24 protein-coding genes are annotated in these 22,835 nt (G+C 74.3%); 8 read left to right on the top strand and 16 right to left on the bottom strand.

Going from position 1 to position 22,835, the window contains the following annotated elements; all coding sequences use genetic code 11:
- Nucleotide 1: 1 nt before the first annotated feature.
- Both hepT and MTO91_RS01335 read right to left on the bottom strand, forming a co-directional pair.
- Complete coding sequence (gene hepT / locus MTO91_RS01340) at nt 2-421, bottom strand: type VII toxin-antitoxin system HepT family RNase toxin (RefSeq protein ID WP_073575717.1); 420 nt, start codon at nt 419-421, stop codon at nt 2-4.
- A complete protein-coding gene (locus tag MTO91_RS01335) occupies nt 418-816 on the bottom strand; it encodes a nucleotidyltransferase family protein (protein WP_073575716.1) in 399 nt (132 codons plus the stop codon). The genes hepT and MTO91_RS01335 overlap by 4 nt, the downstream gene beginning before the upstream one ends.
- Before the next feature lie 80 nt (nt 817-896).
- On the opposite strand from MTO91_RS01335, the gene MTO91_RS01330 reads away from it, so the two are divergent.
- From MTO91_RS01330 to MTO91_RS01320, 3 genes are all read left to right on the top strand, one after another.
- Entirely contained in the window at nt 897-2,180 is a 1,284-nt protein-coding gene (locus tag MTO91_RS01330; protein ID WP_251783131.1) for a geranylgeranyl reductase family protein, read from the top strand.
- A 158-nt stretch (nt 2,181-2,338) separates the two neighbouring features.
- Nucleotides 2,339-3,931: a serine/threonine-protein kinase gene (locus MTO91_RS01325; protein WP_476653425.1), complete on the top strand. Its 1,593-nt coding sequence runs from the start codon at nt 2,339-2,341 to the stop codon at nt 3,929-3,931.
- Nucleotides 3,932-4,036: 105 nt separating this feature from the next.
- The gene (locus MTO91_RS01320; RefSeq protein ID WP_476653424.1) at nt 4,037-6,073 is read left to right on the top strand and encodes a cytochrome c oxidase assembly protein; all 2,037 of its coding nucleotides are present in this window, start codon (nt 4,037-4,039) and stop codon (nt 6,071-6,073) included.
- Nucleotides 6,074-6,086: 13 nt separating this feature from the next.
- Here the strand turns inward: MTO91_RS01320 and MTO91_RS01315 are convergent, their stop codons facing one another.
- Complete coding sequence (locus tag MTO91_RS01315; RefSeq protein WP_476653422.1) at nt 6,087-6,545, bottom strand: SRPBCC family protein; 459 nt, start codon at nt 6,543-6,545, stop codon at nt 6,087-6,089.
- 128 nt (nt 6,546-6,673) lie between these two features.
- Nucleotides 6,674-7,441, bottom strand: coding sequence for a DUF4190 domain-containing protein (locus MTO91_RS01310; protein ID WP_476653421.1), 768 nt, complete (start codon nt 7,439-7,441; stop codon nt 6,674-6,676).
- A 291-nt stretch (nt 7,442-7,732) separates the two neighbouring features.
- Here MTO91_RS01310 and MTO91_RS01305 point away from each other — a divergent pair, with 291 nt between their 5' ends.
- Nucleotides 7,733-9,007, top strand: a complete 1,275-nt coding sequence (locus MTO91_RS01305) for an MFS transporter (protein ID WP_476653419.1) — start codon at nt 7,733-7,735, stop codon at nt 9,005-9,007.
- Here MTO91_RS01305 and MTO91_RS01300 read toward each other — a convergent pair.
- Both MTO91_RS01300 and MTO91_RS01295 read right to left on the bottom strand, forming a co-directional pair.
- Nucleotides 8,908-9,153: a helix-turn-helix domain-containing protein gene (locus MTO91_RS01300; RefSeq protein ID WP_476653417.1), complete on the bottom strand. Its 246-nt coding sequence runs from the start codon at nt 9,151-9,153 to the stop codon at nt 8,908-8,910. The genes MTO91_RS01305 and MTO91_RS01300 overlap by 100 nt on opposite strands.
- A gap of 723 nt (nt 9,154-9,876) precedes the next feature.
- Entirely contained in the window at nt 9,877-12,186 is a 2,310-nt protein-coding gene (locus MTO91_RS01295) for a heavy metal translocating P-type ATPase (protein WP_476653415.1), read from the bottom strand.
- A gap of 149 nt (nt 12,187-12,335) precedes the next feature.
- On the opposite strand from MTO91_RS01295, the gene MTO91_RS01290 reads away from it, so the two are divergent.
- The gene (locus tag MTO91_RS01290; RefSeq protein WP_476653413.1) at nt 12,336-13,022 is read left to right on the top strand and encodes a DsbA family protein; all 687 of its coding nucleotides are present in this window, start codon (nt 12,336-12,338) and stop codon (nt 13,020-13,022) included.
- Between the two features lie 25 nt (nt 13,023-13,047).
- Here MTO91_RS01290 and MTO91_RS01285 read toward each other — a convergent pair whose 3' ends face one another.
- Nucleotides 13,048-13,344, bottom strand: a complete 297-nt coding sequence (locus MTO91_RS01285) for a hypothetical protein (protein ID WP_476653412.1) — start codon at nt 13,342-13,344, stop codon at nt 13,048-13,050.
- A 463-nt stretch (nt 13,345-13,807) separates the two neighbouring features.
- Between MTO91_RS01285 and MTO91_RS01280 the strand changes: the two genes are divergently transcribed.
- Nucleotides 13,808-14,668, top strand: coding sequence for a helix-turn-helix domain-containing protein (locus MTO91_RS01280; RefSeq protein ID WP_476653410.1), 861 nt, complete (start codon nt 13,808-13,810; stop codon nt 14,666-14,668).
- A gap of 5 nt (nt 14,669-14,673) precedes the next feature.
- On the opposite strand, the gene MTO91_RS01275 is transcribed toward MTO91_RS01280, so the two are convergent.
- The 4 genes from MTO91_RS01275 to MTO91_RS01260 form a co-directional block, all read right to left on the bottom strand.
- Nucleotides 14,674-14,901 carry a DUF397 domain-containing protein gene (locus MTO91_RS01275; RefSeq protein WP_476653408.1) on the bottom strand — a complete coding sequence of 76 codons (228 nt, stop codon included), beginning with the start codon at nt 14,899-14,901 and terminating at the stop codon, nt 14,674-14,676.
- 354 nt (nt 14,902-15,255) lie between these two features.
- A complete protein-coding gene (locus tag MTO91_RS01270) occupies nt 15,256-15,543 on the bottom strand; it encodes a HigA family addiction module antitoxin (RefSeq protein ID WP_476653406.1) in 288 nt (95 codons plus the stop codon).
- A gap of 10 nt (nt 15,544-15,553) precedes the next feature.
- Nucleotides 15,554-15,835 (bottom strand): type II toxin-antitoxin system RelE/ParE family toxin, encoded by a 282-nt coding sequence (locus MTO91_RS01265; RefSeq protein WP_476653405.1) that lies wholly within the window; start codon nt 15,833-15,835, stop codon nt 15,554-15,556.
- A gap of 51 nt (nt 15,836-15,886) precedes the next feature.
- A complete protein-coding gene (locus MTO91_RS01260; protein ID WP_476653403.1) occupies nt 15,887-16,828 on the bottom strand; it encodes an EamA family transporter in 942 nt (313 codons plus the stop codon).
- Nucleotides 16,829-16,883: 55 nt separating this feature from the next.
- Between MTO91_RS01260 and MTO91_RS01255 the strand changes: the two genes are divergently transcribed.
- Nucleotides 16,884-17,453 carry a CGNR zinc finger domain-containing protein gene (locus tag MTO91_RS01255; protein WP_178376746.1) on the top strand — a complete coding sequence of 190 codons (570 nt, stop codon included), beginning with the start codon at nt 16,884-16,886 and terminating at the stop codon, nt 17,451-17,453.
- A 78-nt stretch (nt 17,454-17,531) separates the two neighbouring features.
- Here MTO91_RS01255 and pcaD read toward each other — a convergent pair whose 3' ends face one another.
- Entirely contained in the window at nt 17,532-18,299 is a 768-nt protein-coding gene (pcaD, locus tag MTO91_RS01250; RefSeq protein ID WP_405420298.1) for a 3-oxoadipate enol-lactonase, read from the bottom strand.
- A 95-nt stretch (nt 18,300-18,394) separates the two neighbouring features.
- Here pcaD and MTO91_RS01245 point away from each other — a divergent pair, with 95 nt between their 5' ends.
- Nucleotides 18,395-19,870 carry an aldehyde dehydrogenase gene (locus MTO91_RS01245; protein WP_253068196.1) on the top strand — a complete coding sequence of 492 codons (1,476 nt, stop codon included), beginning with the start codon at nt 18,395-18,397 and terminating at the stop codon, nt 19,868-19,870.
- Here the strand turns inward: MTO91_RS01245 and MTO91_RS01240 are convergent.
- The 4 genes from MTO91_RS01240 to MTO91_RS01225 all read right to left on the bottom strand — a co-directional run bounded on the left by MTO91_RS01240 (nt 19,857) and on the right by MTO91_RS01225 (nt 22,834).
- Nucleotides 19,857-19,997, bottom strand: coding sequence for a hypothetical protein (locus tag MTO91_RS01240; protein ID WP_253068195.1), 141 nt, complete (start codon nt 19,995-19,997; stop codon nt 19,857-19,859). The two genes, MTO91_RS01245 and MTO91_RS01240, sit on opposite strands and share 14 nt — an antisense overlap.
- A 428-nt stretch (nt 19,998-20,425) precedes the next feature.
- The gene (locus MTO91_RS01235; RefSeq protein ID WP_476653401.1) at nt 20,426-20,884 is read right to left on the bottom strand and encodes a Rieske (2Fe-2S) protein; all 459 of its coding nucleotides are present in this window, start codon (nt 20,882-20,884) and stop codon (nt 20,426-20,428) included.
- A gap of 37 nt (nt 20,885-20,921) precedes the next feature.
- Entirely contained in the window at nt 20,922-22,268 is a 1,347-nt protein-coding gene (locus MTO91_RS01230) for a DUF6529 family protein (RefSeq protein ID WP_476653400.1), read from the bottom strand.
- Nucleotides 22,268-22,834 carry a hypothetical protein gene (locus MTO91_RS01225; protein ID WP_476653398.1) on the bottom strand — a complete coding sequence of 189 codons (567 nt, stop codon included), beginning with the start codon at nt 22,832-22,834 and terminating at the stop codon, nt 22,268-22,270. The genes MTO91_RS01230 and MTO91_RS01225 overlap by 1 nt, the downstream gene beginning before the upstream one ends.
- Nucleotide 22,835 lies beyond the last annotated feature (1 nt).

The raw sequence follows: 22,835 nt of genomic DNA, 5'->3' as shown, positions 1-22,835 counted from the left end.
TTCACGCGTCGCGCAGCGCCGCCAGGAACGCGAGCAGGTCGGCAGGGCCCTGCGAAGCGATGGTGTGGACCCGGCGCAGGTCGAGCTCGCCGTAGGCGTGGACCAGTAGGTTGCGGAACGCGGCCGCCCTGGCCAGCCGGTCCGCCAGTCCGGTCTCGACGACGCCGTGCCTCCCGAGCAGGCGGAACGCGTCACCGTAGGTGGGCGGCGAGCCGAGCCCCGATGTGACGCAGGCCGACACCGCCATGTCGATGACGACCTGGATGGCCTGCCACAGGTGCAGGACGACGGCGTCGGTCGCGTCGGTCATCGGGGCCAGCCCGTCCGGGTCCGACGGCAGCCGGTCCCGCACACGGTCGAGGTGCCGGCGGACCGTCGCCGCGCGCTCGGCGAGCAGTTCCGGCCGGATCGCCCCGCTCACCGCCCGAGCCCCGCGAGGACGTCCTGCTGAGCACGCCGGATCACGGGACCGGCGTCGCACCAGAAGCGGGTGGCCTCCAGCACGAAGTCGCGATACGCGTCGCCGGACGTGTACAGGGCGACGCCGTCGCGGGCTGCCTCGTACCGGAGCAGCGCGGTGGCCCGGTCGAGGTCGACGAGGTCGACGGCGTCCGTACCCAGCGCCGACGCGACCGCGTCGAGCAGCGTGGCCGGGTCGGCGTCGCCGCGATAGCCCAGGTCCCAGTCCGACCCGGCATGCTCCTGACCGCGGCTGCGCGACCCGTGCAGGAGCAGGAGCGTCAGTCCCGGTACCCGGGCCGCCACCACCCGGACGGCGTCGAGCCGGGCCGGGTCCTGTGTCTGCGGTCCGATCACGGGTGCCACGGTAGCGGCCCCGGTCATGACCGGGGGCACGCTCGGCGGCGGCCGCCCGGCCGGGTTGCGACACTGGGGTCATGAGCACCGGCCCCGTCCCGCCCGCCACCACTCCGGACTCCACCGACGTGCTCGTCGTCGGGGCGGGACCGGCCGGGTCGGCGGCGGCGGCGTGGGCGGCCCGGCACGGGCTCGACGTCGTCCTCGCCGACTCCGCCACCTTCCCCCGCGACAAGGCCTGCGGTGACGGGCTGACCCCGCGCGCGATCGCCGAGCTGGGGCACCTGGGCCTCGGTGGCTGGGTCGACTCGCACGGCACCAACCAGGGGCTGCGCGCGCACGGGTTCGGGCAGGTCCTGGAGCTGCCGTGGCCGGGCGGGTCGCTGCCGGCGCACGGCTCGGCGATCCCGCGCACCGAGCTCGACGCGGGCATCCGCCGGGTCGCCCTGGAGGCCGGCGCGACCCCGATGGAGGGCGCCAAGGCCGTCGACGTGACGTTCGCCGGGGGCCGGGTCGACTCCGTGCTGTTCGACGACGGCCGCTCCGTCCGGTGCCGCAGACTCGTCGTCGCCGACGGGGCGCGCTCCACGCTCGGGCGGGTGCTGGGCCGGGAGTGGCACCAGGACACCGCCTACGGCGTCGCCGCCCGTGGCTACGTCAGCTCCGGCCGGCACGACGACCCGTGGATCAGCTCGCACCTGGAGCTGCGTGGCGAGGCCGACGAGGTCCTGGCCGGGTACGGCTGGCTGTTCCCGCTGAACGACGGCCGGGTCAACATCGGCGTCGGCACCCTGGCCACCGACCGGCGCCCGGCGAACATCAAGCTGCGCGGCCTGATCGACCACTACGCGAACGCGCGCCGCGCCGAGTGGGAGCTCGGCCCGGAGGTCGAGCTGGTCCGCTCCGCGCTGCTGCCGATGGGCGGGGCGGTGTCCGGCGTCGCCGGGCCGAACTGGGCGCTGGTCGGCGACGCGGCGGGCTGCGTGAACCCGCTCAACGGGGAGGGCATCGACTACGGCCTGGAGACCGGCCGGCTGGTCGCGGAGCTGCTCGCGTCGGGCGCCGACCTGGACCGCGCCTGGCCCGCCACCCTGCGCTCGCACTACGGCCTGGCGTTCTCGATCGCGCGGCGGCTCGCCGGGCTCATCACGATCCCGCGGCTGCTGCCGCTGGCCGGGCCGGTCGGGATGCGGTCGCGGGCGCTGATGACCGTCGCGCTGCGGGTGATGGGCAACCTCGTGACCGACGAGGACCGCGACCTGACCGCCCGTGCCTGGCGGGCCGCCGGGAAGCTGTCGGTCCGTCTCGACGACCGGCCCCCGTTCCCCGCGGCCGACCTGCGCACACCGGTCACGGCGCGCTGAGGGCTCCGGGGCGGGAGGATCACCGGGTGGTGGCAGCGTGCCGTCCACCGGGGTGACCGGTTCCGGACGGTACGGTCGCCGCCAGGAGGTCCGCCACGACGGCGGACGGCCGGTGCACGCGCCCGCGGCCCGGCTGTACCAGCAGACCGGGAGGGCCCGTGACCCGCGGCGACGATCCGGAGCGCACCCGCAGGGATGCGTCCGACCCGTGGCGGACGGGGAACCGCCGGCAGCGGCCGCCGGGCGGCCCCGGGCCCGACCCCACCCGGCGCGTCGGCGGGGCCCGGCCCACGCCGCGCCGCGCCGACGACGACCCGGCGACCCGCAGCAACGCCCCGGACGCCACCCGCCGGGTCGGCCCGCCCCCCGGGCCCGGCCGCCCGGGCCCCGGTGGGCCCGGTACCCCCGCGGACGGCACCCGGCGCCTCGGGCCCGGAGAAGCCCCGACCCACCACCTCGGCGCCCCGCCGACCGCCGCCCACGGCGCGCCGCGCCCGTCGCGCCCGGACGCGACCCGGATGATGCCCGCCCCCATCACCGAGCCCGAGCTGCTCGGCGGCCGGTACCGGCTGGAGGGGCTGCTCGGCCAGGGCGGGATGTCCGACGTGCACCGGGCCACCGACACCCGGCTCAACCGGCCGGTCGCGGTGAAGATCTTCGGTGCGGCCGACGACCCGAGCGCGGACCAGCGCTTCGAGCAGGAGGCGCAGGTCATGGCGAACCTGCGCCACCCGGGGCTGGTCGCGGTGCACGACTTCGCCGTCGAGGCCGACCGCGCCTACCTGGTCATGGAGCTCGTCGACGGGCCCACGCTCAAGGACGTCATCGCCCGCGAGGACCTGCCGCCCGAGGACATCCGCCGGATCGGCACCGAGGTCGCCCAGACCCTGGCCTACGTCCACTCGCAGGGCGTCACGCACCGCGACATCAAGCCGTCGAACATCCTCGTCGACTCCGACGGCCGGGCCCGGCTCGCCGACTTCGGCATCGCCGCCCTGCTCGGCGCCGACGGCCACACCGCGGCCGGCGAGATCATCGGGACGCCGGCGTATTTGTCGCCGGAGCAGGTCCAGGGCCGACCGGTCGGGCCGCCGACCGACGTGTACGCGCTCGGCCTCGTGCTGCTGGAGGCCTGGACCGGGCGGCAGGAGTACCAGGGCCAGGGGCTGCAGGGCGCCGCCGAGCGCGTGAACCGCGCCCCGGTGGTGCCCGCGGACGTGCCCGAACCGGTGCGGACGGCGATCGACCGGTCCACCGCGACCGACCCGCAGCGACGCCCGGACGCCCGCCGCGTCGCCGAGATCCTCTCCGAGCCGGCCGCCGTCGCTCCGCCGGTCGTCGCGCCGGAGCCAGAGCCCGAACCGCGTGACCTCGGCTCGTCGGGGATCGGCAAGTGGATCGCGATCGGCGCGCTCGTCGTCGCGCTGCTGGTGCTGCTCCTCGGGTTCCTGCTGTTCGGCAACGGCGACTCCGACACCCAGGCCCCGCCGACCACCGAGACCAGCGCACCGCCCACCACCGAGACGACGACCGAGGCCCCGACAAGCGAGAACGACGGCGGCATCCAGCTGCCGAGCAACATCCCGGGTCTGCCGTCGGGTCTGCCCTCTCTCCCGTCGAACCTGCCGTCGCTGCCGAGCGAGCTGCCGTCGCTGCCGTCGAACCTGCCCGACCCCGGCCAGATCGGTCAGGACGCGCAGGGTTTCTGGGAGTCGATCCAGCGCTGGTGGTCCGGGATCACCGGGAACTGACGTGACCCGTCCGACCCGGTGCGGCGCGCGCCGGGCCGGACGGGGACCATCGGAGGTGACACGGGCGCGGTACGTGCCCGGTGACCACCTGCGGAGGGGTTCTCGGTGAGCGCGAGCACGGAGCAGGCGACGACCGATGCGGCCGGTGGTGCGCAGCCCGCACCGGCGGTGCCGGCGCGGCGCGACCGCCGTGCCCTCCTGACCGCGCTCACGGTCGCCCTGGTGCTGCTGTGCGCCGGCGTCGCGGTCGCCGTCTCGATCGGCGACGACGGCTTCTGGCGGCAGAGCGGGCTGCCGGTGCCCGAGCCGGGCCTGAAGGCCGCGACGGTCGTCGCGAAGGTCCTGGCCGTCGCCGCGACCGCGCTCGCCGCCGGGTCGCTGCTGGTCGGCGGCCTGGTCGCGGCGCCACAGGGGTCCGGGACGGTCGACGTCCACGGCTACCGCGCGCTGCGCCGGGGCACCCTGGCCGCCACCGTCGCCGGGGTGTCGGCGATCGCCGCGGGCTGGCTGTCGGTGGCCGACATGACCGGCAACTCCCCCGGCGTCCTGGCGTCGGTGGGCCCGTTCGGGTGGCTCGGCGCCGCCGCGACGATCGAGGAGCCGCTGGGCTGGGCGCTCGCCGGGGCGCTGCTGCTGCTCGTCGCGCTCGGGTCGGCGTTCTCGCTGAGCTGGAAGGCCGTCGCCGCGCTCGGGCTGGTCGCCGCGTGCGCGATGGCGGTGCCCGCCGCGGTCCACCCGGCCGCGACCGGGGCCGGGCACGACTGGAGCGGCGATGCGAACGTGCTGCGCGCCGTCGCCGGGACCGCCTGGCTCGGGCTGGTCGCCGCGCTGGTCGCGTTCCGCGCTCACGGCGGCGTCGTCGAGGGACGGACCGCGGGCCGGGTCCGCGGGCTGCTCGCCGTCGGCGGGGTCGTGTACCTGGCCGGTGAGATCGTCTTCCAGCTGGTGGTGACCGACGCCGGTCCGCTCGGCGGGTCGGCCTACGTGCAGGTCGCCGTGGCCGTCGCGGTCCTGCTCGCGGCCCTGGTCCCGCTGACCGCGCTGCTGGTCCGCGGACTCGTCACCGCCCCGGGCGGACCGGCGCCGGGCCGGCTGCTGCCGGTGGTCGCGGTGCTGGGGGCGGTGGTGGCGACACTGGGCGTCGCGAGCATCCGGCTGGTGCCGCCGCGGTTCGTCGTCGCCGACGACTCGGCGCTGCAGACCCTGATCGGCTGGGACATCGACCGGCCGTTCTCCGCGCTCGCGGTACTGACCGACTGGCGCTGGAACCTGCTGTTCGGCACCGGTGCGCTGGTGCTGGCCGGGCTGTACCTGGTGGCCGTGCGCCTGCTCGCGTCCCGCGGGGTGGTGTGGCCGGTCGGGCGCACCGTCGCCTGGCTGCTGGGCTGCGCGACGCTGCTGCTGGCGACGTCGTCGGGGCTGGGCTTCTACTCCCCGTCCATGTTCAGCGTCCACATGATCAGCCACATGACCCTGAACATGCTCGCGCCGATCCTGCTGAGCCTCGGCGGCGCGGTCACGCTCGCGCTGCGGGTGCTGCGCCCGGCGGGCCGCGGCAACCCACCCGGCCCGCGCGAGTGGCTGCTCGCCGCGGTGCACTCGCGCGTCGCGAAGGTCATGACCCACCCGGCGTTCGCGGCGGTGCTGTTCGTCGGCTCGTTCTACGTCCTGTACTTCACCCCGCTGTTCGACGGGGCGCTGCGGTTCCACTGGACCCACCAGCTGATGAACCTGCACTTCGTGCTGGTCGGCTACCTGTTCTTCTGGCCGCTGATCGGCGTCGACGCCGCCCCGCACCGGCTGCCGCACCTGGGGCGGCTCGCGGTCATGCTCGCGACGATGCCGTTCCACGCGTTCTTCGGCGTCGCGGTGATGAGCTCCTCGACGGTGCTCGGGGAGAACTTCTACCGCCAGGTCGGGCTGCCGTGGCTGGACCTGCTCGACGACCAGCGCACCGGCGGCGGCATCGCCTGGGCGACGGGCGAGATCCCGATGCTGCTGGTGATGGTCACGCTGGTGGTGCAGTGGTCGCGCGACGACTCCCGGGAGGCGGCCCGCAAGGACCGGCAGGCCGAGCGGGACGACGACGCCGAGCTGAAGGCCTACAACGCGATGCTGGAGCAGATGCGCCGGGGCGGCTGAGCGCCGGTCGCGCTCACGCCGTCGCGGCGGTCGCCCTCAGCCGGGTCAGGCACTTCTCGAGGTCCCCGCCGAGCAGCCGGTCCATCGGCACGATCCGGCCGACCAGCGCGGCCACCCCGGACTGCTCACCCGTCATCCGCCAGACGACCTCGGTCCCGGCACCGGCCGGGGCCAGCAGGAACGCGGAGGTACTGGTGGAACGGAACGGCTTCTCGAAGCTCACGAGGATCTCGATCCGCTCCGGGGTGTCGCCGACGACCTCCATCGTGCCGCGGCCGGCCTTCCGGTTCCCCGACCAGGAGTAGCGGGCGCCGGTGCCGCGCTCGGCACCGTCGTAGCGGCGTTCCAGGGCCGGGTCGAGGTCCTCCCACGGCGACCAGGACCGCCAGGCGTGGAGGTCGGCGACCAGGTCGTGGATCCGGTGCGCGGGGGCGTCGACGACGGTCCGGCGCTCGACGACGTAGCTGCTCACAGCCGCAACGTAGTCCTGGACCGGACACAAGGGGAGCCCCGCCGGCGTCCCGGTGGGGCTCCCCTTGTGTCCGGCACGGGTCGTACGTGACCACCTCGGGCCGGGCACGGTGCGAGAGCGGTTCGGGGTCAGCCCATGGTGTCGCAGTCGACGTTCGCCGAGCTGTACTCGCTGTCGTCGAGGGAAGTCGAGGTCTTCGTGTCAACGACCTGCCCGGTCGCCACCTCGGTGATGGTGCAGGTGATGGAACCCGGACCGAAGCTGCTGGCGTTGACGTGGGCGAACCCGTACTCGCCGCTCACCTCGACGGTCTTGCTCCATGGCAGCGTCTGGTAGTCCGACGACGAGCTGGTGGCGCTGTCCGTGCCGTAGCCGACCATCATCTTCTTCGCGTCACCGGTGATCTCGAGCCGATAGCTCGCGGGCCCCACCGTGTACGGGGTCGACACGTCGGTCGGTGTGGCCCCCGTCCCGGAGGCCGTGACCGGCGCCGGCGGCGCCGAGAGTGCACTCAGGTCCTCGGACAGCTGGTTCAGACCGGTGAACACGATCACCATGCCCCAGACCCCCAGGGCGATCGCGATCGCCGAGAGCGCGGTACCGGCGACCGAGGTCTTCAGATTGGTCGCGCTCCGGCGACGTGCACGACCGAAACCGACGAGGCCGAGGATCACCCCGACTGCGCCGAGAGCGAACGCGATGAAGCCCGTGAACGGGACCAGGCCGAACAGCAGGCCGACGATGCCGAGGCAGAGCGCAGCGATGCCCAGACCGTTCCGGGGCGCGGGGACGGGCACCGCGCCCCAGAGGTTCGGCTGCGGGCCGGTGCCGGCCGGAGGGGTCCACTGCGGGGGGACGGCAGCCGCCGGAGCGCCGTACCACTGCTGCCGCGGCACGGGGCCGGACTGGTGCCACTGCGGGCCGGCGGGGTGGCCGGGCTGCACGGACGGGGACGTGGGTGCGCCCTGCTGCGGGCGGTGCGAGGTGGTCACGACCACCGTGTCGCTGGGCCGAACGGACTTATTTCGACTCGCCCGTTCGGATACTCAATTCTGGCGAAAGGGTCGGTACCGTGCGCTCCGGCTCGAAGATCGCCTGCGTCGACCACGATCCGGATCCGGACGCTCGGTCTGCTCCGCCGGACGATCCGATGGGCCGACGACCGTTCCGGAGCGAAACCTGGGGGCATGACCGACACCCTCGTACCGACGGCCCGCCCCGGACGCACCGCCTGGGGCGCGGTCGCCGTGATGGCGATGACGAGCTTCGTGCTCGTCCTCGCCGAGTTCCTCCCGCCCGGCCTGCTGACCCCGATGGCCGCCGCGCTCGGGATCACCGAGGGCCAGGCCGGGCAGGCCGTGTCGGCGACGGCGTTCGTCGGGCTCCTCGTCGCCCCGACGATCGGGGTGCTGCTGCCCCGGCTCGACCGCCGGGCCCTGCTGACCGCGCTCGCCGCGGCCGCCGCGGCCTCCAACCTGGCGGTCGCGGTGGCGCCGAACTTCGTCGTGCTGCTCCTGGCGCGGCTGCTCCTCGGGGCCGCGATCGGCGGGTTCTGGGCGATGTCGCTGGCCGTCGCGGCCCGGCTGAGCACGCCCGGGCGGCTCGGCCGCGCGGTGATGCTCGTGAACACCGGGACGACCGTCGCGACGGTGGCGGGGGTGCCGCTGGCCGTCCTGCTCGGGTCGGTGGCCGGGTGGCGGGCCGTGTTCGTCGGCGTCGCCGTGCTGTCCGCGGTCACCGCGGTCGCGATCCGGTCGGCGCTCCCGGCCGTGGCCCCGGACGCCTCGGACGGTCTCCGTCCGCTGCTCGACACCCTGCGGGCGCCCGGCATCGGGCGCGGGCTCACCGGCCACGTGCTCACCGTCCTGGGGCACTTCGCCGCGTTCACCTACATCCGCCCGGCACTCGGGACCGTTCCGGGTCTCGACGCCGGCGGGGTGGCCGTGCTGCTCGCGGTGTTCGGCGCGGGCGGCGTGGTGGGGAACGTCGTCGTCGGGCTGGTGGTGGACCGCCACCTGCGGGTCGTGCGCTTCGCGGTCCCGGCGACGCTCGCGGCCGGCGTCGCCGCGGTCGCCGCGTTCCCGGCGGCGCTGCCGGTGGTCGTCGTCGGCGTGGCCGTCTGGGGGCTGTCGTTCGGGGCGTGGCTGACGGTGGTCACGACCTGGATCGCCCGGGTCGCGCCGACCCGCATGGAGGCCGGGGGCGGCCTGCTCGTCGCCGGGTTCCAGCTCGCCATCACGATCGGGGCCGCCGCCGGCGGGCTCCTCGTGGACGGCCTCGGGGTGCGCGCGACCCTCGCCGGTGCGGCCGTCGCGGCCGCGGTCGGCGGCCTGACCTTCGGCTCCGCCCCGCAGGACCCGCCCTACGGCGCGGGCGAGGACCGGACCGACGAGCGCCACCGGGACGGCGACATCCCGGACTCCCGGCGGAACGCCCGGGCGAACCCGAGCTCGGAGCGGTAGCCCACCCGGTGGGCGACCTCGGCGACCGTGGCGCTGCCGTCGGCCAGCAGCGCCCGGCCGGCGTCGACCCGGGTGGCGGCCAGGTAGTCCGCCGGGGTCCGGCCGATGACCTCGGCGAAGCGGGCCGCGAAGACCGCCTGCGACATGGTCGCCTCCCGGGCCATCTCGGGGGCGGGCCGGGTCGGTGTGGATGGCGTGCAGGGCGCGGGCGATACGGGGGTCGAGCGCCGAGGCGAGCCACCGGTCGGTACCGGCCGGCTGCTGCTCGACCCACATCCGCACCGCGGTCACGGCGATCGTGGTGGCGATCCGGCTGCAGATCACGGTGTCGCCGCTGCGGACCCGCCCGCCGACGGTGCTCCACCCGCACTCCATCCCGCGGACGAGCGTCGCCATGCCGGGCTCGGCGGGCCCGAACGCGCGGGCGACGAGTGCGGGCGGGAGCATGCCCTCGTCGCGGGGGCGGGCCGGGGCACCGGCGAACACGACGGCGGTGAGGTCCGCCCCGTCCTCGCCGCGGAACGTCAGGTCCCCCGGCCGCGGGACCAGGACGAGGTCCCCCGCCGCGACGGCCGTCCAGCAGCCGGTCGTCGTGCGGACCGAGGCGCGGCCGTCGTGCAGGAAGACGAACCCGGCGGCGTCGCGGAGCAGCGTGGCCGTCGCGCCGTCGGTCACCCGGGACCGGCGGGACCGTTGCAGCTCCCACTCCATGCCGGCCAGCATCCGGTCGAGACGGGTGTCGATCGCATCGGGCAGGGGTGCGGTCACCCCCGGATCAGCCGCGGGACGGGTCGCCGTATTCCGGCGACCACGCCCGTCCACACCCTCCGGCGGTCGTCCACACCCGCTGCGACGGGTGTGGAGACCGGTCAGGGGGTGTGGACCGTGGGCTCCACGTAGTCGGTCGACTCCTCGCCGACCGGGGTGCGCGTCCCGCCGAGGGTGCCGTCGGCCCAGCTCGCCGCCTTTCGCAGCCGCAGGCTGTTGGTGACCACCAGGAACGACGACAGCGCCATCGCGGCCCCGGCGAGCAGGGGGTTCAGCAGGCCCGCCATCGCGATGGGGATCGCCGCGGTGTTATAGCCGAACGCCCACCACAGGTTCCCGCGGATGGTGCCCATCGTGGCGCGGGCGAGCTCGACGGTCGCCGGGAGCACGCGCAGGTCGTCGCGCACGAGCACGACGTCGGCGGCCTCCAGGGCGACGTCGGTGCCCGAGCCGACGGCGATGCCCAGGTCGGCCGCGGCGAGCGCGGCGGCGTCGTTCACGCCGTCGCCGACCATGGCGACGGTGCGGCCCTGCGCCTGCAGCGCACGGACCTGGTCGACCTTGCCGTCGGGCAGCGCCCCGGCGACGACCTCGGTGATCCCGCAGGCCCGGGCGACGGCGTGCGCCGCGGCGGGCCGGTCACCGGTCAGCAGCACCGGGCGGAGCCCCATCGCGACGAGCTCGGCCACCGCGACCGGTGCGGACTCCTTCACCGGGTCGGCCAGCGCGACCAGCCCGGCGAGGGCGTCGTCGACGTGCACGGCGACGACGGTGTGCCCGGCCGCCTCCCACTCCACGAGCCGCGGCGCGAGCGCGTCCGTGTCCTCCGGAGGTCGCCCGACGGAGACGGTGCGGCCGTCGACGGTGCCGCGGGCGCCGAGCCCGGGCAGCGCGACGAAGTCCTCCACCGCCGGGACGTCCGGCCCGGCGTGGGCCCGGATCGCGGCGGCGATGGCGTGTTCGGACCCGCTCTCGACCGCGGCGGCGCGGGCCAGCACCTGCGCCGCGTCCGTACCCGGGAGGGCGGCGACCTCGACCACGGCCATCCGCCCGGTCGTCAGCGTGCCGGTCTTGTCCAGGACGACGGTGTCGGCGGCCCGGGTGGTCTCCAGCGCCCGGTGCCCCTTCACGAAGATCCCCAGCTCGGCGCCGCGGCCGGTCGCGACCATCAGCGCGGTCGGCGTCGCCAGCCCCAGCGCGCAGGGGCAGGCGATGATCACCACGGCGATCGCGGGCGCCAGCGCGCCGGCCCAGCCGGCGCCGGCCAGCAGCCAGCCCCCGAGGGTGAGCAGCGCCAGTGCCAGCACCACCGGCACGAACACCGACGACACCCGGTCGACCAGCCGCTGCGTCGCGGACTTCTCGGTCTGCGCCCGCTCGACGGCCGCGATCATCCGCGCGAGCCGGGTGTCCGCGCCGACCTGCTCGGCGACGACGACCAGCCGCCCGCCCGAGGCGATCGTGCCGCCGGTGACGGCGTCGCCCGGCCCGACCTCGACCGGGACCGGCTCGCCGGTCATCGCACTCGTGTCGACGGCGGCCCGCCCGGTCTCGACGACGCCGTCGGCGGCGACCCGCTCGCCCGGCCGCGCCAGGAAGCGGTCGCCGACCCGCAGCCGTCGCACGGGGATGCGGGACTCCGTCCCCCCGGACAGGACGGTGACCTCGTCGGTCTCCAGCGCGGCGAGCGAGCGCATGACACGCCCGGCGGTACGGCGGGCGCGGGCCTCGAAGTACCGCCCGGCCAGCACGAACGTCGTGACCCCGGCGGCGACCTCGAGGTAGAGCGGGCCGGAGGGGTGCAGCACCGCGTCCCACCCGGTGAGGGTCTGGCGGGTGTCGAGGAAGGCCATCTCCCCCAGCGACCAGGCCGACGCCGAGATCACGCCGAGCGAGACGAGGGTGTCCATCGACGTCGTCCCGTGGCGCAGGTTCAGCACGGCGGTGCGGTGGAACGGCCACGCCGCCCAGCCGACGACGGGCAGCGCCAGCGCGACGACCACCCACTGCCAGTACGGGAAGCGCAGCGACGGGACCAGCGACATCGCCAGCGACAGGTCGGCCAGCGGGATGAACAGGATGAGCGCGACGGCCATCCGGGTCCGCAGCCGTCGCAGCGCGGAGTCGTCGGAGGTGGCCTCGTCGCCGGTGTCGGTCGGGCGGATCTCGGTGGCGCCGTAGCCGGCCTTGCGGACCGTCTCGACCAGGGTCGAGACCGGGGTCGCCGACGGGTACCGGACCAGCGCGCGCTCGGTGGCGAGGTTGACGGTCGCGTCGACGCCGTCGAGCTTGCCGAGCTTGCGCTCGACCCGTCCGACGCAGGCCGCGCAGGTCATGCCGTCGATCTTGAGCTCGACCGTACGGACGTCCGTCTCCCCCAGGGTCCGGTCCACGGCGCTGTCGGTACTCACAACCCCATGGTTCTACACGCGATCGAAGATCCGCCACCCGGGCCCCTGACCTGCGGCGGACCGGCGCCCCGCCGAACCGTTGCGGGGCGACAGGGCGTACAACTGGTCGTCGGGAGTGGGGGTACGCGGACGTCCGAGGAGGAACCCTGATGGCCACCGGGAAGCGGAAGGCGGCGGCGAAGAACCCGCTCACCGCGAAGGAGGGACCGTCGCAGTTCACGGTGATCGCGCTGATCGTCGTGGTGGCCTTCGCCGCGGTCGTCGGTGTCGGCGTCTACTGGAAGAACTCTGGCGGCGGGATCGCGGTCCCGGCGAACGCGTCCGCGCAGGGCGTGACCGTCGGCAACGAGGCGGCCCCGAAGACGATCGACATCTACCTCGACTTCCAGTGCCCGATCTGCAGGCAGTTCGAGGCACAGGCCGGGCAGACGCTCGACCAGATCGTGTCCTCCGGCCAGGCGAAGATCGTCTACCACCCGATCGCCATCCTGGACCGGGCGTCGTCGACCCGGTACTCGACCCGTGCGGGCGCCGCGGCCGGATGCGCCGCCGCGGCCGGGGTGTTCCCGCAGTTCGAGAAGGAGCTCTACGACAACCAGCCCGCCGAGGGCGGCGCCGGGCTCCCGAACGAGCAGCTGGTCGCGCTCGGGCAGAAGGTCGGCGCGGGCGGCGACTTCGCCCAGTGCGTCGACGACCAGCGCTACGCCCCGTGGGTCGGCCAGATCACCCAGCAGTCGCTGCGCGACGGGGTCTCCGGCACCCCGACCGTGAAGGTCGACGGCACCCAGGTCGACGCGACCGCGCAGGCTCTCCAGCAGGCGGTCGCCGCGGGCTGAGGCCGCGGCCCTCCGGCGGCGCGGCTCAGTCCGTCACGCCGCCGGAACGCCACGCGGCGACGGCCTCGGTCACCTCCCGCCCGCGGACGCGCGTCAGGTCGCGGTCCCGGTACGGCGAGCGGACACGCTGGGCGACGGCTGCGGCGAGGTCGTCCAGATAGCCGTGTCCGCCCTCGCCGAGGGCGCGCTGCTCGTCCTCCGCGAGCTCCAAGAGCACCGAGTACCCGACGGGGCCGTCCGAGCAGTTCACGTCCAGGTAGCTCCGGGCGCCGTCGTGCAGGAGGAACCAGGCGTGCGGCTCGTGGTCGACGACCTGCATCACGGTGCTCTCCCCTGCTGGCAGACATGCCCGACCGATCAGGCACGACCGGTGTCGCGGAACGGGCAGGTCGCACACAATCCGTCCTGCTCTGCCTCCGACCTACGCCGACGCTCAGCCGCAACCTGAGCCCAGACCCTTCGCTGGGCCTCGGTGTCCATCTGCGTCCCGATGAGGACGGCGAACCAGAGAAGCAGCAGCACACCCCCGACGAGGATCAGCCAAGTGATCATCCCGACCACCCCCGGACGGTCGATACGTGCCCGTACGTGCGAATCATGCGTCGTCGGAACATCTCGCACCCCCGTTCGTCGGGCGGGGTGGCCGCCCTCCCAGGTGAAAGGCGAGTATGCGACGCGAACGACTGCCTGCACCAGACCAGATGCAAAATCAGTCCTGCAATTGCATCCGGCGGCGGCGTCCGAGTACTACTCTCAGCTCAGGTTCGCGCTGAGGAGGTCGTGACATGACCGTGACGCACGGTCCGATAGTCGTCCGCAAGCGGCTCGGTCACGCTCTGAAACAACTCCGCATGGCTCGTAATCTTCAACTCGCGCCAGTCGCCAAGCAGATGGAGATCTCACCGTCCAAGCTGTCCCGGATCGAGACCGGGCAGGTTGAACCCAAGTTCCGGGACATACGGGATCTGCTGACGATCTACAAGGCCTCCCCCGCGGAGAGCGAGCGCATCCTGGAGTGGGCCGGCGAAGCCAAGTCGCCTGCGTGGTGGCAGCCCCTGGCGACGAACGTCGCAGGTGGAAATCTGGATCAGCTGCTGTCCCTCGAGACGGAGGCTCGGAGGAAGCGGACCTTTGCGATGCCGATGGCCGGACTCCTGCAGACCGAGGCCTACGCACGGAGCCTCCTCGGATCAGGTCAGCTCGATCTACCCAGAGCCGAGATAGATCGAATCGTCGAGGTCCGGATGCGTAGACAGAACGTCATCAATCTCGATCGAACCGACGCACCCCCACTGGAACTGCACGTCGTCCTCGACGAGGTCGCCCTGCATCGGGTGACGGATCCAACCATCATGCGCGATCAGATCGCCCTCCTCCTCCGCCGCAGCGCGCAGTCGAACGTGAAGCTCCAGATCCTCCCGTTCTCGGCCGGGTGGACTCGCGCCGTCAGCACGTTCTCGATCTTCGATCCGCGAGACCCGACGACCGACTGGCCGGTCATCAACGTCGAGAGCACCGAGAGAGATTCGTACTATGACACTGCAGCCGACGTAGCCGAGTACGAGAACGTCTGGAAGAACGTTCTTCCGAGCGCGCTCGACGTCGACGCCACGCGACAGAGGCTGCTAGATCACCTGGAAGCGTGATCGGATCAACTACGCAGGCGACTCAGATCGAATTCGGCGTTCCGGACCCCGGCGACGAATGCGACCCACTCCGAGTCGGAGAAGCCGACCTCTGCCCCCGTCGTCGTCGAGCGGACGACAACGCCCTCGGACGTTGCCGCGACCGCGACACACTCACCGCCCATACAGAAAGAGCTAGTGACGAACTGCGAGCCGGATTCGCGCTGCGGGCCCTCGTGGCCTGGGTTCGACACGCTCGACCTCTACTGTTCATGCCCGCACACGTCTTGCGGGGCCCTCTCCTGACCTGCCGAAAGGCAAAATTCGGAGTGTGATCACCCTCCCACGAAGATCGTGTACACCCGTCGGCGGGCACGGCGGCAGCGACGGTCACCGGCTCGTTCTACCGCTTGACTTACGAGATCGGCCGCTAGACCACTCCGTCACTCACAGCCGGTACAGCTCCCGTCCAGTCATCGGAACGGAGTCGACAGCCCGTTCGAAGGGTGCGTCATCCGATCGCGAGAGTCCCGACGAGGCGCGGCCACGCCCGCCGCGTCAGGATGCTGCCCCCCGGGCTTCGAGACCTGACCGCGCGAGGCGCGAACTCAGGCACTCGCCCGTGGCATGATCGTGGTCAGGTCGACGGACCGCTCCGCCGTCCGCAAGTCGTAGTTGTCCTGCAGGTTGAGCCAGAACTGCGCGGTCGTCCCGAAATAGCGCCCCAGCCTCAGCGCGGTGTCCGCGGTGATGGCCTGACTGCCGCGCAGGATGCGGTTGATACGCATGGGGTCGACATGAATGGCCTTGGCCAGCGCGTTCTGGCTCAGCCCCAGGGGTTCGAGGTACTCCTCGGCGAGGATCTCGCCAGGAGTGACCGGTGCCAACTCGTCCACGATCTCCTCCTCAGTGGTAGTCCACGATTTCGACGTCCTCGGGGCCCGCCTCGGTCCAGTGGAAACAGATCCGCCACTGGTCGTTGATGCGGATGCTGTGCTGCCCGGCCCGATCACCCCGCAATGCTTCGAGCCGGTTCCCCGGGGGACTCGTCAGGTCCCCGAGCGTGACCGCGGCGTGCAGCACGGTCAGCTTGCGCAGCGCGACACGGGCCAGCTTCGGGTCGAACCGCCGAGGCCTGCATCCGTTCCAGATCTCCTCGGTGAGGCTCCCGTTGAACGACCGCAGCACCGCACAATTATAGCGCGTCACGCTATAGCTGCCAACGACTCCGGCCCGAGCTCAACCCTGGGTGGCGATCTCACCCGGCGTCGCCGCGACCCGGTTCTCCGCCCGCCGGATCAGCACGATCCCCCCGAGGATCAGCACCCCACCACCCACCTGGACCAGGGTCGGCACCTGAGCGATCAGCACCCAGGCCGCCAGCACACCGAACATCACCTCGGACAGCCCCACGAACGACGCGACGCGCGTGTCGAGCCGGCGGATGGCGATGATCCCCGTGAGGTACGGCAGCGCCGTCGCGAGCACGACGAGCATCCCCAGCAGCACCGGCCAGGGCACGTCGACGCCCGCCAGCCGGCCGCTGGACTCCCCCACCCGCCACGGCGTGATGCCCAGCAGACCGGTCACGGTGAGCGTCACCGCGCCCACGACCATCGCCCCGGAGATCATCAGCAGCGGCGGGACGCCGCCCTCGCCGCCGCCGGGCAGCAGGAAGTAGACGCAGACGCACACCGCCGCGCCGAGACCCCACAGGATTCCCGTCAGGTCGACGCGCTGGGGCCCGAACGGGTCGACGACCAGCACGAGTCCGGCGAGCGAGACCAGGCAGCCGACGAGCGTCACCGCCGCCGGCGCGCGCCGGGTCCGCACCCAGGTCCAGCCGACGAGCAGCACGGGCGCGAGGAACTCCAGCAGCAGCGCGACGCCCACCGACAGGTGCTGCAGCGCCTGGAAGAAGCACAGCTGGACACCGGCGACGGCGGCGAGGCCGAAGAGCAGGACCTTGCGGGCGTCCGGCGTGCTCAGCGGGTGCCGGCGCAGCATCACGACCGTCACCGGGAGCAGCAGGACGGCGGCGCCCGCGATGCGCAGCAGCGTCGTGAGTCCGGGCGACCAGCCCGCCTCCAGGAACGCCGCGCCGAGCGGCCCGGAGAAGCCGTACGCGGCGGCCGAGACCAGCGCCCACATCAGCCCGCGGACCATGTGATCCCGTGTCACGACCGAAGTACCCATAGACTCCTGACACTAGGAACCGACCATGTCAGGGGTCAACATGGAATTCGCCCATGACACCCAGGTGCTGCTCGCGGCGGCCGCGGCGCTGGTGAACACCCGTCGGGCCGAGCCGGACCCGCTCGACGACGTGCCGGGCTTCGCGGCGTGGCTGGCCGAGCAGCCGTACTCGGGGCGCCGCGCCGGCTCCGACGACGAGCGCCGGGCCGTCCGTACGCTCCGCGAGCGGCTGGCCGGACTGTGGCCCGCCCACGGCGACGACGACGGCCCCGATCGCGACGGCACCGTCACGCTGGTCAACGCGATCCTCGCCGAGACCGACGCGCGCCCCCACCTCGCGCGGCACGACGGCTGGGACTGGCACCTGCACGTCACGCCCCAGGACGCGCCGCTCGCGGACCGGATGGGCGCGGAGATCGCGATGTCGGTCGTCGACCTGGTGCGCGGCGACGACCTGTCCCGGCTGCGTCGCTGCGCCGCCGAGGACTGCGACGCCGTGCTGGTCGACCTGTCCCGCAACCGGTCCAAGCGGTTCTGCGACACCGGCAACTGCGCGAACCGCGCGCACGTCGCCGCCTACCGCGCCCGCCGCGCCACCCGGACGCCCTGACACCCCGGCCTCGCCGTGTCGATCAGTACCTGAGCGCGGTGCGCCCCGGTCGGGACCGCGCTCAGGTACTGATCGACGTCAGCTGCCGGGCAGGTGCTCGGTGAGCAGGGCGTTCACCTCGTCGGGGCGCTCGTAGTTCAGCAGGTGTGCCGAGTCGGCGACCTCGGCGTAGCGGGCGCCGGGGATCGCGTCGGCGATCTCGTGCAGCGACGACGGCGGCGTCGCCGGATCGTCCGCCCCCGCCACGACGAGCGCCGGCACCGACACCGCATTCAGCTCGGCGCGGATGTCGAAGGCGCCGATGGCGGCGCAGCAGGCGGCGTAGCTCTCGTCGTCCGCGGCGCGCAGCATGTCCAGCAGGCGCTGCTCACCGGCCGGGTCTCGCTGCGCCCAGGTCTCGACGTACCAGGTCCCGGGCCGGGAACCGACCATCGCGGCCGTGCCGTCGGCCCGCACGGTCGCCGCGCGCTGCGGCCACGAGTCCGGGTTCGGGAAGCGCGCCGCCGTCGCCAGGACCGCGATGCTGCGCACCCGCTCCCCGCCGTGCACGCCGAGCCACTGGCCGATCGCCCCGCCGATCGAGACGCCGACGTAGTGGAAGTCCCCGATCCCGGCGGCGTCGGCGGCGGCGAGCGCGCCGCGGCCGAGCTCGGAGATCGTGAGGTCACCGGTGACGGGGGCCGAGTCGCCGTGGCCGGGCAGGTCGAACCGGACGCAGCGGAAGCGGTCGGACAGGGCCGCCACCTGGGCGTCGAACAGGTGCAGGTCGGTCCCCAGCGACGGGCCGAACAGCACGGCCGGTCCGTCGGCCGGACCGTCCACGACATGGTGCAGATCGAGTGCCATGTGCCCATCCTGCACCGGCTGCGGATCGCGGCCCGGGTTCGTAGGGTCACCGGCGAGGACGTGCGCCGTCGGAGCCGCTGGAGAGAGGACCGTCCATGGCCGAGCTCGAGACCTTCAGGATGCTCATCGGCGGGAAGCCGTCCGACGCGGCGTCCGGCCGCACCTTCGAGACGCAGAACCCGTTCACCGGAGCGCCGTGGGCGACCGTGCCGGACTGCGGCCCCGACGACGTCGACACCGCCGTCGCCGCCGCCCGCACCGCGCTCGACGGCGAGTGGGGCGCGATGACCCCGTTCGCCCGCGCCGCCTGCCTGCGCCGGCTGGGCGACCTGATCACCGAGAACGCCGAGGCGCTGGCCCGGACCGAGGTCAACGACTCCGGGAAGCTGTACCGGGAGATGATCGGCCAGCTCAACGGGCTGGGGGGCTGGTACCACTACTACGCCGGGATCGCCCCGACGATCGAGGGCCGCCAGATCCCCGCGCCGAACCCGAACTACCTGGTCTACACGCGCAAGGAGCCGGTCGGCGTCGTCGCGGCGATCACGCCGTGGAACTCCCCGCTGCTGCTGATGACCTGGAAGGTCGCGCCCGCGCTGGCCGCGGGCTGCACGATCGTCGTGAAGCCGTCGGAGCACTCGCCCGCCTCGACGCTCAGGTGGGCCCAACTGATCGAGAAGGCCGGGATCCCGGCCGGTGTGGTCAACGTCGTCACCACGAACGACCGGGACACCGCCGCGCACCTGGCCGGTCACCCGGGCGTCGACAAGGTCGCGTTCACCGGCTCCACCGCGACCGGTCGGTCGATCGCGAAGGCGGCCGCTGCGAACCTGAACAAGGTCACCCTGGAGCTGGGCGGCAAGTCCCCGCAGGTCGTGTTCCCCGACGCCGACCTGGAGTCGGCCGCGAACGGGATCATCGCCGGCGTGTTCGCCGCGACCGGCCAGACCTGCATGGCGGGGTCGCGGCTGATCGTGCACGCCGACGTCCACGACGAGCTCGTCCGGCTCATCGCCGAGCGCGCGGCGACGATCACGCTCGGCGACCCGAACGCCGAGGACACCGAGATGGGTCCGGTTGCGAACGGGCCGCAGTACGAGAAGGTCCTCGGCTACCTGGAGACGGCGAAGGCGGAGGGCAACACCGTCGCCTACGGCGGGGCCGCGGAGTCCGGGCTGGGCGGCTACTTCGTGCAGCCGACCGTGATCACCGGGGTGACGCCCGAGTCCACGGTCTACCGGGAGGAGGTGTTCGGCCCGGTGCTCGCGGCGCTCACCTTCACCGACGAGGACGAGGCCGTGAAGCTGGCCAACGACACCCCGTACGGCCTGGCCGGCGCGGTGTGGACGAAGGACGTGCACCGGGCACACCGCGTCGCCGGACGGATCCGGGCCGGCACGGTGTGGATCAACGCCTACCGGGTGGTGGCGCCGAGCGTCCCGTTCGGCGGGTTCGGGCACTCCGGGCTCGGCCGGGAGAACGGCGTCGCGGCCGTCGAGGAGTACCTGGAGAACAAGTCGGTGTGGGTGGAGCTGTCCGGCGGCACCCGCGACCCGTTCACCCTCGGCTGACCCGGGACCCCCGGGCCGGGGACTCCTCCCAGCCCAGCCGTTCGGTCCAGCGCTCGCCGCGGTCGGCACGACGCGGGGCGGGCACGCGGGCGGCGGGGGTGTCGGTACGGGTCTCGGACGTGCTCATGGGGGGCCTTCCGTCAGCGGTGTGCACCGCCGTGCCCGGGGTCGAGGTCCCGGGCACGGCGGTCCTCCGGCACCGCGGCCAGGACGCGCGGGGCCGGCGACGGGGAGCGTCGCCGGATCCGGCGACGTGTCGCGCGGCGCGGAAGTCGGGGAGCGGCCACGGAACCGGTGCGGACCGCACGCTACGGACCGACGGGGGCCGCTGTTCGCGAGCTGAGACCCCGACCGGTAGACGGACCCGCGAGCGCGACGGATGGGAATGCGTTCGGCCGTCGGGACCAGCCGAGTCCGTCGTTCGCCCGCGGGGCTCTCAGCGGGCGGCCGCTCTCCTGGGCGAACGCGAACGCGAACGCGCAGACAGAGCTCCGACCCGCGACGATCACGACGGTGTGGGTCCGCCGGGCCGGGGCCGGTCCCGCGGGCTGCCGGTCAGGCCAGGACCACCTGCCCTCCCTCGACCCGCACCGGTCGCGCGGTGAGCGGGGCCCGGGCGGGGCCGTCGAGCGGGGCCCCGTCGGAGACGGCGAACAGGCTGCCGTGGCAGGGACAGGAGATGCCGGCCGGGGAGACCTGGTCGACGAGGCAGCCCTGGTGCGGGCAGGTCGCGTCGAACGCCAGGACGGTGTCCGCGTCCGGGCGGGTCACGACGACCTTCTGCTCGGCGAAGACCCGGCCGCCGCCGACCGGGACGTCGTCGACGGCGGCGATGCCGGCCGGTGCCGCGGCGGCGCTGCTGCTCGGGGCGGCCGCCGCGGGGGCGGGGGTGGTCGGTGCGGGCGCGGCGGGTGCCGTGTCGCGCGGGGTTCCGTAGGTGGCGCAGCCCGCGGCGCAGCAGGCCACGGCGGCACCGGCGCCGGCGAGGAGCCGGCGGCGCGGGATCGGGGACACGGGGGACCTCCGGAGGACGGTGGGAGCGGTCGGGGGGTCAGAACGACAGGCCGTGGCCGGCGAAGAACCACAGCGCCGAGGTCAGCCAGACCCCGGCGAGGACGGCGAGCAGCACCCCGCCCGCGACGGCGAGCAGCCACCCGGGCACGCCGGGGCGGCGCAGGAGCAGCATCTTGGTGACGAACGCGCCGTAGAACAGGCAGCCGAGCGCGGAGTGCAGCAGCGCCGACGTCGTCGCGCCGGACCAGCCGAACGCGTAGAGGCACTGCACGGCGACGGGCACGGTCACCAGCACCGCGGCGCGGCCCGACCAGCGGTGCGCGACCGCGGTGACCGGGTCGGCGTAGCCGCGCATCATCATCCGGCCGGTGACGCCCTGGACGATCGCGAGGACCAGGGCGGCCGAACCGAGCCACGCCTTGGCCGCGGCGCCGCTGGAGAAGCCGGCGAGGTTGACCGCGACGCCGGTGCCGACGTGCTGGCGGGCCCAGACGCCGAGCGCGACCGCGACCAGCGACCCGACCACGACGGGGACGGCCACGACCCGCCACGACAGGCCCTCCGCCGGGACCGCGACGTCGTGGGCCGCCTCGGCGTCGGGGCGGCGACGGGCGCGCGCCGGGTCGGGTGCCGTCGCGCGGGACCGTCGACGGCCGGGGCCGCGCCGACCGGGCCTGCGGGCGGGGCCGTCGTCGCCGTCGGCCCGGTCGCGGACGGCGGGGCGTGCGGGGCGCTCGCGGTACGCGGCGGCCGGGTCCTCGGCCGGGGCGCCGGTACGGACGTCGGCATCGGTGGTCGCCCCGTCGCCCGTCCCGTAGCCCGTCCGGTCGTAGCGGCCGGGTTCGGCGTAGCCGGCGAGCGGTTCGTAGGCGTCGGGGTGGTCGGCCGTGCCTGCCGGCCGGCCACGGTGATCGGCGTGGTCGGCGTGGTCGGACCAGTGCAGCCGGTCCGCACCGGCGGGCCGGGAGCGGCCGGGGGTGCTCCCGGACCAGGCCGTGTCGTCGGCGCCCTCGGACCATCCGGAGGGCGGGTCGTCACCGGCGGCCCGGCGCGGGCGGCCGGGACGCGCGGCCCCGGCGGCGGGCGCCGGGCGGCGCGGCGTGGTGACCCCGTGGGTGCCCGAGCCGCCGCCCGGGGGCGGGGTGAGCGGGCCGGTCGGGGTGAACAGGTCCCCTGCGACGGCGTCGCGGCGACGGTCGGCGGTGCCCGCCCACCGGTCCGCGCCGCCGTCGGGGTCGTGGTCGGGTGCCCAGGACGGCTCCGGGACGGCGGCCCAGCCGCCGCTGTGCTCGGGGCCGCGTGGGTTCGGGATGTCCGCGGAGACCGGGGCGAACCCGACCGGGTCGGTGAGCTCGCGGTCCGCGTGCCGCGCGCGGGGGGACATCAGTACCCACCGCCGTAGCCGCTGCCGCCGGTGGACGGGGCCGGCGCCTGGGCCGGGGCCTCGGCGGGTGCGGGGGCCGGCGTCGCGGCCGGGGCCGGGTCGGAGGCGTCGGTCCGGGTCGCGGTGAAGTCCCAGGACCTCCCGTCGGCGCGGGCGGTGCCGGTGGCGACGCCGTCGGCGACGGTGTACTCGACCTCGGCGCCGTCCTTGCCGGTCAGGCGGGTGGTGCCGCCGGGGGTGGCGGTGCCCTTCGTCCAGGACTCGATGCCGCGGTTGTCGCAGACGTAGGCCTTCGCGGCGCCGTCGGTGACCCGGATGTCGACGGTGACCTTCCCGTTCGTCGACCGGCCCGTGTAGACGACCTCGCCGGTCGCGGCCGGTGCCGGGGCGGCCGTCGGAGCGGGCGCCGCCGGGAGGGCGGACGAGCCGGCGGCCTGTTCGACGGCGGCGGGGGCCGCCGCGGGCAACGGTTCCGGTTCCGCGGTGAGCACGACGTTGGCCGTCGCGGCCCCGGCGGCGACCGCGCCCACGGCGACCATGGTCAGGAGGGGTCCGGAGAGTCGCATG

The organism is Pseudonocardia sp. 2-7 (assembly GCF_056341085.1).
This window is presented reverse-complemented; position numbering and strand designations above follow the sequence as displayed.